Origin of the sequence: Pectobacterium carotovorum (assembly GCA_016415585.1) — a bacterium.
Lineage (GTDB): Bacteria > Pseudomonadota > Gammaproteobacteria > Enterobacterales > Enterobacteriaceae > Pectobacterium > Pectobacterium carotovorum_K.
Genome location: CP066552.1, coordinates 528,799 through 542,555 on the forward strand (window position 1 = coordinate 528,799; position 13,757 = coordinate 542,555).

11 protein-coding genes are annotated in these 13,757 nt (G+C 53.4%); 7 read left to right on the forward strand and 4 right to left on the reverse strand.

Annotation, left to right across the window (positions count from 1 at the left end; all coding sequences use genetic code 11):
• Nucleotides 1-55: 55 nt before the first annotated feature.
• The 3 genes from JFY74_02430 (at nt 56) to JFY74_02440 (ending at nt 3,652) form a co-directional block, all read left to right on the forward strand.
• Nucleotides 56-1,522 (forward strand): tagaturonate reductase, encoded by a 1,467-nt coding sequence (locus tag JFY74_02430; protein QQG28947.1) that lies wholly within the window; start codon nt 56-58, stop codon nt 1,520-1,522.
• Nucleotides 1,523-1,541: 19 nt separating this feature from the next.
• Nucleotides 1,542-3,032 (forward strand): altronate dehydratase, encoded by a 1,491-nt coding sequence (locus JFY74_02435; GenBank protein ID QQG28948.1) that lies wholly within the window; start codon nt 1,542-1,544, stop codon nt 3,030-3,032.
• Nucleotides 3,033-3,121: 89 nt separating this feature from the next.
• A complete protein-coding gene (locus JFY74_02440; GenBank protein ID QQG28949.1) occupies nt 3,122-3,652 on the forward strand; it encodes a YgjV family protein in 531 nt (176 codons plus the stop codon).
• Nucleotides 3,653-3,737: 85 nt separating this feature from the next.
• Here JFY74_02440 and sstT read toward each other — a convergent pair whose 3' ends face one another.
• The 3 genes from sstT to JFY74_02455 all read right to left on the reverse strand — a co-directional run bounded on the left by sstT (nt 3,738) and on the right by JFY74_02455 (nt 7,470).
• Nucleotides 3,738-4,985, reverse strand: a complete 1,248-nt coding sequence (sstT, locus tag JFY74_02445; GenBank protein ID QQG28950.1) for a serine/threonine transporter SstT — start codon at nt 4,983-4,985, stop codon at nt 3,738-3,740.
• Between the two features lie 279 nt (nt 4,986-5,264).
• Nucleotides 5,265-6,218 carry a TerC family protein gene (locus tag JFY74_02450; GenBank protein ID QQG28951.1) on the reverse strand — a complete coding sequence of 318 codons (954 nt, stop codon included), beginning with the start codon at nt 6,216-6,218 and terminating at the stop codon, nt 5,265-5,267.
• Nucleotides 6,219-6,471: 253 nt separating this feature from the next.
• Entirely contained in the window at nt 6,472-7,470 is a 999-nt protein-coding gene (locus JFY74_02455) for a Gfo/Idh/MocA family oxidoreductase (protein ID QQG28952.1), read from the reverse strand.
• Between the two features lie 161 nt (nt 7,471-7,631).
• Between JFY74_02455 and rlmG the strand changes: the two genes are divergently transcribed.
• Complete coding sequence (rlmG, locus tag JFY74_02460; protein ID QQG28953.1) at nt 7,632-8,771, forward strand: 23S rRNA (guanine(1835)-N(2))-methyltransferase RlmG; 1,140 nt, start codon at nt 7,632-7,634, stop codon at nt 8,769-8,771.
• Nucleotides 8,772-8,782: 11 nt separating this feature from the next.
• Here rlmG and JFY74_02465 read toward each other — a convergent pair whose 3' ends face one another.
• A complete protein-coding gene (locus JFY74_02465; GenBank protein ID QQG28954.1) occupies nt 8,783-10,837 on the reverse strand; it encodes an NADPH-dependent 2,4-dienoyl-CoA reductase in 2,055 nt (684 codons plus the stop codon).
• Nucleotides 10,838-11,052: 215 nt separating this feature from the next.
• Here JFY74_02465 and JFY74_02470 point away from each other — a divergent pair, with 215 nt between their 5' ends.
• The 3 genes from JFY74_02470 to JFY74_02480 all read left to right on the forward strand — a co-directional run bounded on the left by JFY74_02470 (nt 11,053) and on the right by JFY74_02480 (nt 13,744).
• Nucleotides 11,053-11,349, forward strand: a complete 297-nt coding sequence (locus tag JFY74_02470; protein QQG28955.1) for a hypothetical protein — start codon at nt 11,053-11,055, stop codon at nt 11,347-11,349.
• 227 nt (nt 11,350-11,576) lie between these two features.
• Entirely contained in the window at nt 11,577-12,065 is a 489-nt protein-coding gene (gene spy / locus JFY74_02475; GenBank protein QQG28956.1) for an ATP-independent periplasmic protein-refolding chaperone, read from the forward strand.
• A gap of 209 nt (nt 12,066-12,274) precedes the next feature.
• Nucleotides 12,275-13,744, forward strand: a complete 1,470-nt coding sequence (locus tag JFY74_02480; protein ID QQG28957.1) for a GGDEF domain-containing protein — start codon at nt 12,275-12,277, stop codon at nt 13,742-13,744.
• Nucleotides 13,745-13,757 lie beyond the last annotated feature (13 nt).

The window sequence follows — 13,757 nt, forward strand, 5'->3', positions numbered from 1 at the left end:
GGGCTTACGCCGCGGCTCTCTATGTCTCGGTCTTTTGTCTTAAGGTAGCCTGTTAATGCAAACGTTAAATCGTCGTAACTTCCCCGGTCGTCAACACCCCGATCGTGTTATCCAGTTTGGTGAAGGTAATTTCCTGCGCGCCTTCGTCGACTGGCAGTTGGATTTGCTGAATGAGCACACCGATCTGGATGCGGGCATTGTCGTTGTTCGCCCGATCGATTCCGACTTCCCGCCCGCGCTGGACACTCAGGATGGGCTGTACACTACCATTATCCGTGGTCTGAACGAGCAGGGTGAAGCGGTGCGTGAACCCCGCCTGATCCGTTCGGTAAACCGTGAAATTAACGTGTACCGTCAGTTCGATGAGTATCTGGCGCTGGCGCACGATCCGAATATCCGCTTCGTGTTTTCCAATACCACCGAAGCGGGTATCAGCTATCACGCCGATGACCGCCTGAATGACGCGCCGCCTGTCAGCTTCCCGGCGAAATTAACCCGTCTGCTGTATGAGCGCTTCTGTCATTTTGACGGCGCAGCGGATAAAGGCTGGGTGCTGCTGCCGTGCGAGCTGATTGATTATAACGGCGTGGCGCTGAAAGAGCTGGTGCTGCGCTATGCCGCACAGTGGAAATTGACGCCAACGTTTACCGCCTGGCTGAACGATCACAACACCTTCTGCTCAACGCTGGTCGACCGTATTGTCACGGGTTATCCGCGTGCCGAAGTGGAAGCGCTAGAGCAGGAGATGGGCTACAAGGATACCTTCTGGGATACGGCGGAACACTTCTACCTGTTCGTGATTCAAGGGCCGCAGTGGCTGGCGGAAGAATTACGTCTGAACAAGCTGGATCTGAACGTTCGTATCGTTGATGACATCAAGCCGTACAAAGAACGTAAAGTGGCGATTCTCAACGGCGCCCATACCGCGCTGGTGCCGGTGGCATTCCTCGCAGGTCTGGATACCGTTGGCGAATCGATGAATGATGCCCTGATCGGCAAATTCGTGGAAAAGACCATTGCCGAAGAGATTGTGCCGGTATTGGATTTGCCGCATGACGAACTGACGTCGTTTGCTCAGGCTGTACTAAGCCGTTTCCGTAACCCGTTCATTCAGCATCAGCTGTTATCGATCTCGCTGAATGGCATGACCAAATTCCGCACCCGCATTCTGCCGCAGCTGCTGACCTATCGTGAGCGTCACGGTGAACTGCCTGCACGCTTGACGTTTGCGCTGGCGGCCCTGATTGCATTCTATCGCGGCGAGCGCGGTGGTGAAGGCGATGCGTTACAAACCTATCCGTTGCAGGACGATGCACACTGGCTGGAGCGTTATTCCACGCTGTGGGCGGGCGTAAAAGAAAACACCGTCAGCCTGGCTGAGCTGGTGAATGTCGTACTGCGCGATGCCGATCACTGGGAACAGGATTTAACACAGGTTCCTGGCTTGGCTGCGCAGGTGACTGAACAGTTGCAAACCATCGTTGAGCGCGGCATGCGCGCAGCCGTGGAAGGTTATTGCTAATCAGTAAGAAGGGTTATCCATGCAAAGTATTATAAAAATTCATTCTCTGGACAATGTGGCTGTCGCCCTGCGTGATGTCGAGCAAGGCGAAACGGTGTCGGTGGATAGCCATACGGTGACACTTCAGCAACCTGTCGTGCGCGGACATAAGTTCGCGCTGGAAACCATCGCACCGGGAGAAATGATTACCAAGTATGGCCTGCCGATCGGCCATGCGTTGGTGTCTATTGCTCCTGGAGAACACATCCACTCCCAGAATGCGAAAACCAATCTGAGCGATTTGGATGAATATCAGTACCAGCCTGAGTTCCTCGAATTGCCGCCGCAGATGGGCGATCGGGATGTACAGCTCTATCGCCGCCAAAATGGCGATGTCGGTATCCGTAATGAGCTGTGGATCCTGCCTACCGTCGGCTGCGTGAACGGGATTGCCCGCCAGATTCAGCAGCGTTTCCTGAAAGAAACCAACGATGCGGAAGGGATCGACGGCGTTTACCTGTTCAGCCATACCTTCGGCTGCTCACAGCTTGGTCAGGATCACGAAAACACCCGTACGATGCTGCAAAACATGGTGCGTCACCCGAATGCGGGTGCCGTACTGGTGATCGGTCTGGGCTGTGAGAACAATCAGGTTGACGCATTCCGCACGACGCTGGGCGATTTTGATTCCGATCGCGTGACGTTCATGGTGTGTCAGCAGCAGGACGATGAAGTCGAAGCCGGTCTGGAGCGGCTGCATACGCTGTATGAGGCGATGCGCCATGACAAACGCGAGCCGGGTAAGCTGAGCGAGCTGAAGTTTGGTCTGGAATGCGGTGGCTCCGATGGGCTGTCTGGTATTACGGCCAACCCGCTGTTAGGCCGCTTCTCTGACTATCTGATCGCCAACGGCGGCACCACCGTACTGACCGAAGTGCCGGAAATGTTCGGTGCGGAACGTATTCTGATGAGCCGCTGCCGTGATGAAGCCACGTTTGAGAAAACCGTGCACATGGTCAATGACTTCAAACAGTACTTCATCGCGCACAACCAGCCGATTTACGAGAACCCATCGCCGGGTAACAAAGCGGGCGGGATTACCACGCTGGAAGAGAAATCACTGGGCTGTACGCAAAAAGCCGGACAGAGCAAGGTGGTGGACGTACTGAAATATGGTGAGCGCTTACATACCCCAGGGCTCAACCTACTCAGCGCACCAGGGAATGATGCCGTCGCAACCAGCGCGCTGGCGGGGGCCGGTTGCCATATGGTGCTGTTCAGTACCGGGCGCGGTACGCCTTACGGTGGATTCGTGCCTACCGTAAAACTGGCGACCAACAGCGAACTGGCGAAGAAGAAACCACATTGGATTGATTTCGATGCGGGACGTCTGATCCACGACATGCCGATGGATGAACTGTTGAGCCAGTTCGTGGAGCTGATTGTTGAGATTGCTGACGGCAAGCGTACGAAGAATGAGGTGAACGACTTCCGCGAATTAGCGATATTTAAGAGCGGCGTGACGTTGTAAATCACATTCATTCCAATTAAAATAAAACGGCGTTTCATTTTTATAATGGCGCCGTTTTTTTTCGCCACAACTTTTTAGAGGCAGGGATCATGACACATTATTGGATTGCCCAGTCTGTTGGTGTACTGGCATTTCTGGTCGGTATCACCATGTTTTTCAACCGTAACGATAAAAAATTCAAAATACAGCTCTCGGCATACAGCGCCGTCATTGGCCTGCATTTCTTCCTGATGGGGGCAAATGCGGCAGGTGCCAGCGCATTGTTGAACTCGGCACGTACGCTTATTTCACTGAAAACACACAACATCCTTGTGATGTTTGTCTTTATCTCACTGACGCTGCTCTTTGGTTTGTCGGGCATGAACCATGCGATGGAACTGCTGCCGATCGCGGGTACCGTCGCCAGTACCTGGGCGCTGTTCCGTACGTCTGGGCTGACGACGCGCTGTGTGATGTGGTGCTCAACCGCTTGCTGGGTTGCGCATAATATCTGGTTGGGATCGATTGGCGGATCGCTGATCGAAGGCAGTTTCCTGCTGATGAACGGCTTTAACATCATCCGCTTCTGGCGCATGCAGCAGCGCGGCATCGATCCTTTTAGCGTAGAGAACAACGCGTAATTTCAGGTGTTTCTCGTCACTTTAACGCCGCTCGTTTTGAAGCGAACGGCGTTAGAGGAAAGGGGGATAATTAATCCCTAATCAGTTACAGCAGATTCAAACGCTCTTTTTCCGCCAGCTTGGCGTCTTCCGCGTGACACACGGCGGCAATGAACATCACGTCCGTCGAGGAGTTCACCGCGGTTTCTGCGGAGTCCTGTAAGACGCCGATGATGAAGCCAACCGCGACCACCTGCATAGCGATATCGTTAGAGATACCGAACATGCTGCATGCCAATGGAATCAACAGCAGTGAACCACCCGCCACGCCCGATGCGCCACAGGCACACAGCGAAGCGACGACGCTGAGCAGCAGCGCAGTCGGCACGTCGATCTGAATACCCAGCGTATGCGCGGCGGCCAGCGTCAGCACCGTGATGGTAATCGCCGCGCCCGCCATATTGATGGTTGCACCTAGCGGTATGGCAACAGAGTAGGTGTCTTCATCCAGATTCAGCTTGCGGCACAGCTCCATATTCACCGGAATGTTGGCGGCAGAGCTGCGGGTAAAGAAGGCTGTCACACCGCTCTCACGCAGGCAGCGCAGCACCAGTGGATAAGGGTTGCTGCGAATCTTCCAATAGACGATCAGCGGGTTGACCACCAGCGCGACCAGCAGCATGCCGCCGATGAGCACCATCAGCAGATGGGCATAGCCCCACAGTGCGCCGAAGCCCGTTTCCGCCAGCGTTGAGGCGACCAGACCGAAAATCCCCAGCGGTGCGAAACGAATCACGACGCGCACAATCATGGTGACCGCGTTGGAGGCATCGTTAATCATGCTCTTTGTGCTGTCCGAACCGTGACGGAATCCAATGCCCAGCCCCACGGCCCAGACCAGAATACCGATGTAATTCGCATTCAGCAGCGCGTGAATCGGGTTGGCGATGACGCTCATCAACAGCCCTTCCAGCACTTCGACAATACCTGATGGTGGCGTGATGTCGGCGGCCTGCGCGTTGAGCGCCAGCGTGGAAGGGAAGAGGACGCTTAGCACGACGGCAATCAGCGCTGCTGAGAAGGTGCCGATGAGGTAGAGAAACAGGACAGGGCGGATATTGGTTTTCTGCCCTTGCTGGTGGTTGGCGATAGATGCCATGACCAGCACCAAGACCAGAATGGGGGCAACGGCTTTCAATGCGCCGACGAACAGCGTTCCCAATAAGCCAGCCGCCAGTGCTGCCTGCGTGGACAGAGAAGCCAGAATAATACCAGCCGCAAGCCCCAGAAGAATCTGTTTAACCAGGCTGCCGTGGGCAATGTACTGCAAAAAACGAGAGTGTTGAGTTTCCATAATTTTGATGGCGTAACCGTTCCGCTAAGTGGTTGTCTGTACGGAGCTGACACCTCTGGCCTGCGCCGGGTGATTTTGTTTTTCCGTAACGAAGTGTGTTTGCATGTATCAGTATATGAAAATTTGTTTTTGAGAAAAGCGATGATGTGGTTTTTTATGACGGACATCCTTGTCCGTCACCCTGCGGGCCGTTGCGTCGCGCATGTGTAGGAACGGAAACGATGGAATGAGGAAAGCGAACGCCGCACGGAAAAAACCGTGCGGCGAGAAGGGGAAGCGTTAACGCTCAGCGCGTTTGTTCACCCAGACGTTGATCAGCATGGTGATGACCAGAATGCTGGCAACGACGCCCAGAGAAATCGCCACCGGAATATGGAAAATATCGATAAGCATCATCTTGGTACCAATGAAGATCAGGATGACGGCCAGGCCATATTTCAACAGCGAGAAGCGTTCAGCCACGCCAGCCAGCAGGAAGTACATCGCACGCAGGCCCAGAATAGCGAACAGGTTTGACGTCAGTACGATAAAGGGATCGGTCGTGACGGCGAAAATAGCCGGGATACTGTCTACGGCGAAAATTACGTCGCTGATTTCAACCATAATCAGCACCAAAAACAGCGGCGTGGCATACAGGATACCGTTACGACGGACGAAGAATTTTTCATTCTCGATGCTATCCGTCATGCGCAGACGGCTACGCAGCCAGCGCACCAGCGGCTTGTCGCCTATCGCGCCGCCATCTTCTTTCGCCAGCGCCATTTTGAGGCCAGTGAACAGCAGGAACGCGCCGAACACGTAGAGTAGCCACTGGAACTGCGTGACGAGCCAACTGCCGCCAAACACCATCAGCGTTCTGAGAACGATGGCACCCAACACGCCGTAAATCAGCACGCGACGTTGGTATTGCGGGGGAACGGCGAAGTAGCCGAATAGCATCAGCCAGACGAAGACGTTATCGACGGCAAGCGCTTTCTCGATCAAATAGCCGGTCAGGAAGGCCAGCGACTGGGCGTTGGCAACCTCGCGACCCATCGTGCCATCCAGATACCACCAGAAACCAGCGTTGAACAGTAGAGAGAGCGTGACCCAGATGATAGACCAGACGGCAGCCTGTTTGAACGTCATTACCGTCGACCCTTTGCGCCCTTGATAGAGCAGGTCGATGGCCAGCATCACTATAACAATGGCAGCGAAGCTGCCCCATAACCATGGCGTGCCGATGGTGTGCATAGCAAGATCCTTAAATAGAAACAAAAACGGCCAACATCGGAAGGACGCTGGCCGCTTGTTATTAAAGCTGCAGATGCACCTCGCCTTCCGGCAAGGTCTCACTTACAACGTTAATGAAGCTGTCTCATCAAGGTTGCCCGGTAACCGGATGCGTAAAGCATCGTAATGACGATTGACCGGCGGAAAAGTTACTCCCCTTTGCCTGACAAAAGATAGGTGAAAAGATGATCCTGGTCAAATAATTATCGCTGTCTTACTCCGTATTTCCCAGCGTTGCGGCATCGGCAGGAAACACGACCCCGGTTTGGCGGCGAATTTCCGTCAGCAGCCCCGCGACGGTACGCGAGCGTGCCAGTTCTGCATGGTTAATGTCGCTATCATTCACCAGCGTGGCAAAGACGTCAGCTTCGTACAGCATGCTGTTGATATGCTGCGGTTGGGTGAGATCCACCTGCTTGCCTTCACGCGGGATGAATTTCACGTTATGGCATTCGGACACTTTTTCAATCACCAGCGAACCGTCTTCCCCTTGAATTTCGCTGGGAATAGCGGAGTGGCTGACTTTGGAGTGGACGATGGTCACGTCGAAATCGCCGTAATTCAGGATGATGCTGCCATGTGCGTCTACGCCGCTTTCCAGCAGTGTCGCGCTGGCCTGCGTGGTGCACGGTTCGCCCCATAGCGCTACGGCGAAGGCCAGACAGTAGTAGCCGATATCCATGATGGAACCGTTGGAGAACGCCGGATTGAACGTGTTGGGGTTTTCACCTGCCAGATAGCGCGGGTAGCGTGAGGAATACTGGCAGTAGCTCAGCACCACTTTACGCAACCTGCCGACTTTCGGCAGTGCCTGCTGTACCACGCTAAAGTTGGGCAGGCTGGCGGTTTTGAACGCTTCAAAGAGTACGACCTGATTTTCTCTGGCGCAGGCTATCATTTGTTCGACTTCATAGCGGTTGGAAGCCAGCGGTTTTTCACAGATGACGTGCTTGCCGTGGCTCAGGAAAAGCAGCGCCTGTTCGCAATGCAGGGAATTCGGGCTGGCCAGATACACCGCGTCGATAAGATCGGATTTCGCCATGGTTTCCAGTGAATCAAACAGCGTATCCACCATGTAATCCGCTTGAAACGGCTGCGCTTTTTCTGCCGTTCGTGAATAGATGGCGGTGAGCTTCAGTTTGCCGGTTTCATGGGCGGCATCAACAAACTGACGGGTGATCCAACTAGTTCCTACAATGGCGAAGCGAATCATAAGCGTTTGGTATCCTGGAGGCATGGGTGATGACTATGCAGATTATCACGGTGAAATGACAAGGCAACGTCAATCATTTCCCGTTCTGGCAGAGAAAAGCATTTACTGATGGGCTAATTTAAGGGATAAACAGCGCAAATTTTATGATGCAGGAGAGGCTAATGAGCCAACTCGAATTGGAAACGTGCAACCTGACGTTGGTGCGTTACCCTCAGGTCGCTGAAAACTCGGCGCTACAGGCGTGGGATGCCGCAGATGAATATCTGCTGCGTGAACTGGCTAGCATGGAAATCGCGCCGGGGCCGCGCCTGATTTTCAATGATACGTTTGGTGCGCTGGCCTGCGGTTTACAGGCGCAATCGCCCGTCAGCATCAGTGACTCTTATCTCAGCCAACTGGCGACGCGACATAATCTGGAACTGAATGGTTATGCTGTCGATGCGGTAACCCTGTTGGATAGCATGGCGGAACTACCCGCTGCGCCCGCGCTGGTGGTGATAAAAATCCCCAAAACGATCGCGCTACTGGAACACCAGTTGAGAATGTTGCGCAAGGTCGTTACGCCGCAAACGTGCATCATCGCCGGGGCGAAAGCACGGGATATTCATACTTCTACGCTGCAACTGTTTGAACGCGTGATGGGGCCGACGAAAACCTCGCTGGCCTGGAAAAAAGCGCGTCTGGTTCACTGTGAGTGGGCGGAACTCAAAGTCAGTGAGCAGTCACTTACTACTGAGTGGGAGCTGGATGGTTACGGCTATCGCATTCAAAACCATGCTAACGTGTATTCGCGTAATGGGTTGGATATCGGCGCCCGTTTCTTTATGCAGCATTTGCCGGAACAGATAGACGGTAAGATCATCGATCTCGGCTGTGGTAACGGCGTTATTGGACTGGCGGCGCTGGAAGCCAACCCAGAGGCCACCGTCGGCTTCTTTGATGAATCCTACATGGCGGTGGCATCGAGCCAGATCAACGTTGAAGTCAACCGCCCGCAGGATATCGAGCGCTGTAGCTTTGTAGTGAACCACGGATTAGCTCGCGTTAGGCGCGATACGTTGCAGGCGGTGCTGTGTAATCCGCCCTTCCATCAACAGCAGGCAGTGACCGATGAAATTGCCTGGCAGATGTTTATGGATGCCCGCCGCTGCCTTCAGGTTGGCGGAGAACTGCGCATCGTGGGGAATCGTCATCTGGATTATTTCCACAAGTTGAAGCGTCTATTCGGTAACTGTGAAACCCTCGCCAGCAACACGAAGTTCGCTGTACTGCGTGCGGTTAAAACGGGGTCGTCCCGTTAAACTTGCCTAAACTACAGCGTTAACGCCAGCCGGGTGGCCTGATCGATCGCCCGGCGAGCGTCCAACTCCTGCGCCACATCGGCACCGCCAATCAGATGAACGTGACATCCAGCAGCCAGTAAAGGGTCATACAGCTTACGGTTGGGTTCCTGACCGGCACAGATAATGATGTTATCCACTGGCAGACAGCGTCGTTGCTGGTCGTGGATAATGTGCAGTCCCTCATCATCAATATGGTGATATTCCACGCCGCCCAGCAGCGTGACGCCGTGGCGCAGCAGCGTGGTGCGGTGTATCCAACCTGTCGTTTTCCCCAGATTGTCACCGGGCTTGCCGGATTTTCGCTGTAATAACGTAATGTCTCGCTGATGGGGAAGCTCGTTAGGTTGATGAGGCAGCAGGCCACCCCGATGCTGTAGTTGTTTATCGATTCCCCATTCCGTATAAAAATCGCCATGCCCAGCCTGAGAAGACTGGGGATTAAGGTGATTATTCTTGTTCAAAAGATCATTCTTGCTCAAAAGATAGTGCGCGGTATCAAAACCGATGCCGCCTGCGCCGATAATGGCTACCCGCTTGCCGACAGGCTTTTTGTCACGCAGCACGTCCAGATAGCTCAGCACGCTAGGGTGATCGATGCCTGTAATCGCGGGGATACGTGGCACGATGCCACAGGCCAGAATCACGTCATCAAAACCGAGTAAATCGGCGGCGGTTGCCTGCGTGCTCAGGCGAAGCGTGACGCCGAGCAATTCTAGCTGCCGACGGTAGTAGCGCAGCGTTTCATAAAATTCCACTTTGCCGGGTATCTGTTTGGCAATATTGAACTGTCCGCCGATATAGGAAGACGATTCAAACAGCGTGACCTGATGGCCGCGTGCAGCGGCGTTGACGGCAAAAGCCATGCCGGCAGGCCCCGCGCCGACCACCGCAAAGCGTTTACCGACTCTGGCGGGTTGGATAGGCAGTTCGGTTTCGTGGCAGGCGCGCGGGTTGACCAGACAGGACGTGATCTTGCCAGCGAAAATCTGATCGAGGCAGGCCTGATTGCAGCCGATGCAGGTATTGATTTCATCGGCACGCCCCGATTGCGCTTTTGCTACCAGTTCCGCATCGGCGAGAAAAGGGCGAGCCATCGACACCATGTCAGCACAGCCTTCAGCCAGCAGTTGCTCGGCCACGCCAGGATCGTTGATGCGGTTGGTGGTAATCAGCGGGATGCGGACTTTCCCCATCAGCTTCTTCGTCACCCAGCCGAAGGCACCGCGCGGCACCAGCGTGGCGATAGTCGGAATTCGCGCTTCATGCCAGCCGATACCCGTATTGATGAGCGTCGCACCTGCCTGTTCAATCGCCTGCGCCAGTTGCACAATTTCTTGCCAACTTGAGCCTTCTTCTATCAGGTCGAGCATGGATAAACGATAAATCAGAATGAAGTTCGGCCCTGTTCGCTCCCGCACGGCGCGAACGATCTCAAGTGCGAAGCGGCTACGGCGCTGAAAATCGCCGCCCCATTCATCATCGCGATGGTTGGTGTGCGTTACCAGAAACTGATTAATCAGGTAGCCTTCCGATCCCATGATTTCCACGCCATCGTAACCGGCCTGCTGCGCCAACGCGGCACAACGGGCAAAGTCGTTGATGGTTTGCACAATATCCTGCGTACTCATTTCTCGTGGCGCAAAGCGGTTAATCGGTGCCTGAATAGCCGATGGCGCAACCGGATCGGGCTGATAGCTGTAGCGTCCGGCGTGGAGAATTTGCAGCGCGATTTTCCCGCCTGCGTCGTGTACCGCCTGCGTCAGTACCTGATGATGTGCCAGCTGCGCCTCGTCATGCAGGGTTGCACCGCCTTTTGCGACAGCCCCTTTGGCGTTTGGCGCAATGCCGCCAGTAACAATCAGGCCAACGCCGCCCTGCGCCCGTTCGCGGTAAAATGCCGCCAGCCTTTCGGTGCCGTCCGGGTGTTCCTCCAGACCGGTGTGCATGGATCCCATCACCACGCGGTTCTTTAACGTCGTGAAGCCAAGATCGAGTGGGGAAAGCAGCGTGGGGTAGACAGTCATTGCACTCTCCGGTGAGGTTAACTGGTCTGATGAGTCATGATGTTCAATTTAGCGGTAATTGAGGGAGTTGTGAAATTTATGTTTATTTATTGTGATTGACGTCATTGCTAACCATAGGGAGAAGCGTGTGCAGACAAGGGATCGTGCGCTGGAGTGTTTGTTGTCGGGGGCGTGTGACATTATAATCCGCGAGTTTATTAGGCAAAGGTATCGTTATGCGGGTGGAAGAGTTGGAATATCGGCTGGATAGCGCGCTTCAGGCGTTAGAGCAAAGCGTTCAGCGTCAGCAGCAGATGTGGCGGCAGGAACATCAGTCCCTCCAGCAGCAGTTACTTCAGGTGAAAGAGCGTGATGCTTACCTTTGTGCGCAGATTGAACGGCTCTCTGCACAGTTGAGCGCGATGGATAGTTCGCCGGAGCGCAATCCGCTGATTCAGAAAATGAAGATCATTCATGCCCATCTTGATGGGTTGGCACAAGACGCTAGCGCCTTTAGACGTTCACTGCGGTAATCGCGCCGCAGTATTAATACGATGCGTCGTTAACGCCCTATTTCGTTAACGTAATGCTTCCACTTCCTTACACAATTCCTCCTCATTCTCCATAATTGCCGCAAATGTGGAGCCGACACTTGCAGAGATTTACCCTTGCTCTAATTAACTGAAGGTGTCGGGCCTATACTTTCTCTCGTAGCACGGCACTCGCCGTCGACAAGTCAATTCAGAGAGAGGAATAGAATATGCGTAAACTTACTGCAATGCTGGTTGCTTCTTCTTTAGCATTGGGCGCGGCAGGTATCGCGCATGCTAATGATGCCCCGAAAGGTCCTGGCCCGGAACACAAGATGATGATGAAAGAGGGTCGGGAGCATCGTGGCATGATGGGGCCGGATGCGATGTTTAAGGAGCTGAATTTGACGGAAGCGCAGAAGCAGCAAATTAAAGACATCATGAAAGATTCCCGCGAGAAAATGCACAAAGCGATGCAGGATGACCGCCGCGATATGCATAGCCTGGTCGCCTCCGAGTCGTTTGATGCCGCAAAAGCCCAGGCACAGTTGGATAAAGCCGACGCCGCGCACAAGGCCAGAATGCTTAACGGACTGGAAACCAAAAACAAAATTTACAACGTTCTGACGCCAGAACAGAAGAAGCAGTACAACGACAACTTTGAAAAGCGACTGACTCAACCGCAAAAACCTGACGGCAAGCCCGTTCCTGCGGAATAACACGTTATTTCATGAATCGGCGCGATAGCTAAAATACCCAAGTCAGTAGACCACCGGATTGACGTATTACCTCACGGGTAATGCTTCGGTCCGGTGGTTTTTTTATTTATTTTCCCTCTCCCATCACACTGTGAGTAGGGAAATGATTAATGCTATTCTCACGCGGAGAGAGCAGATGAAATGATCGGACAGTGGGCGGTAAAGGACAGATGAATCACGATTTGACGTTGAAAACTATAAAATTCATGCCGTTTCTGTTTCTGACCACCCTGATAGTGAGTTGTCTGGGATTTCGGTTTCGGGTGTTAGATGAGCTATCGCTGTTTTGGCCCGCCAACATTCTGGTTTTTTGCCTCATGATTAGTTTCAGAGCCAGAAAAGGGACGATAAAAGGTAAAACGCTCTCTATCTGTATCGGTTTTTTGGTGGGTTATGCCGCGATGCTGTCGGCTGCGTTACTGATGAACAATAACTCACCGTTAAAAACCAAAGTGCTGTTATGTTTGTGCAATATAGTCTTTGTGGTGACGGCCTGGTGCGCTTTTTGCCTGCTGTGTCGGTTTACCGGAAAGTGGTCGACCTTTGAGAAATTCAGCAAATATTACGTCTATATTATTTTCGCTTCGACGTTTGTCGGCGCGTTCTTATCCGGCGTGGCGTATGGGTTCTATGCGTATGTCTATGATACGGGGAACCGCTATGCCGAGTTTATGGACTGGTTCAGCGAGCAATTGGGAACCGGTATTATCCTCGCGTTCTTTTTCCTGCGCGGTAAAGACATCCTGCGGGCGTTACGGAATATTCCGCTGTGCCCTAAGAATATCAGAGAAAATATCTTTCCCTTTCTGGTCTTCATCATTTTCTTATTAGTGAGCCTGCTTTTTCTGGATGCCAGCCTGATTACGCTGTCCGTTATTCCGCTTACGCTGTGTGCGTTCAATTATTCTTTCCCGATCATGTCGTTGCTCTGTGCGATTACCGGCGTAATACTGAATTATCTCTATATTAATCAGGTCGGTATACTCATCGATTCGAACTCCGAAGCGTACATTAATTCGTTTCTGACCACGGCGCGGCTGAATATCGCGATGCTAATTATGGCGATGTTAAGCGTCTCTCATTTTGTCTCGATGAACCGGCGACTGATTAAAATCATTGAAAGCGGCAGCCGGAAGGATGCGCTCACCAATACTTTCAATCGTCGGGCGTTTCTCAGCATGTTGAATGGGAAGCAGAGTGCGCCGGGGTATAAGAAAAAGCGCCAATTAACGCTGCTCTTTCTGGATATCGATTATTTTAAGCAGGTCAACGATACCTACGGCCATGCCTGCGGTGATGAACTGATCGCCAGCTTTGCCCGTATGCTGAGCACCGCTATTCGGCCGAGCGACATTCTTTGCCGCTGGGGGGGTGAAGAGTTTGTCATTGCGGCTTATGACCTGACGGCTGAGCAATCTGAGGCGATGGCCGAAGCGCTGCGGCATCTTACGGAATCCACGGCGCTTACGCTGTCCGATGGGCGGGAAATCCATTTTACGACCAGTATTGGTGTTGCCGTGTTTGCCCAGTATGAGGGCGGTAATATTTACGATCTGATCGGGCTGGCGGACGAGCAACTGTATAAAGCGAAGGCGCAGGGGCGTAATCGTGTCTGTATGCGTCTGGTCGAGGAGGCTTGAATCTTCCCTTGAC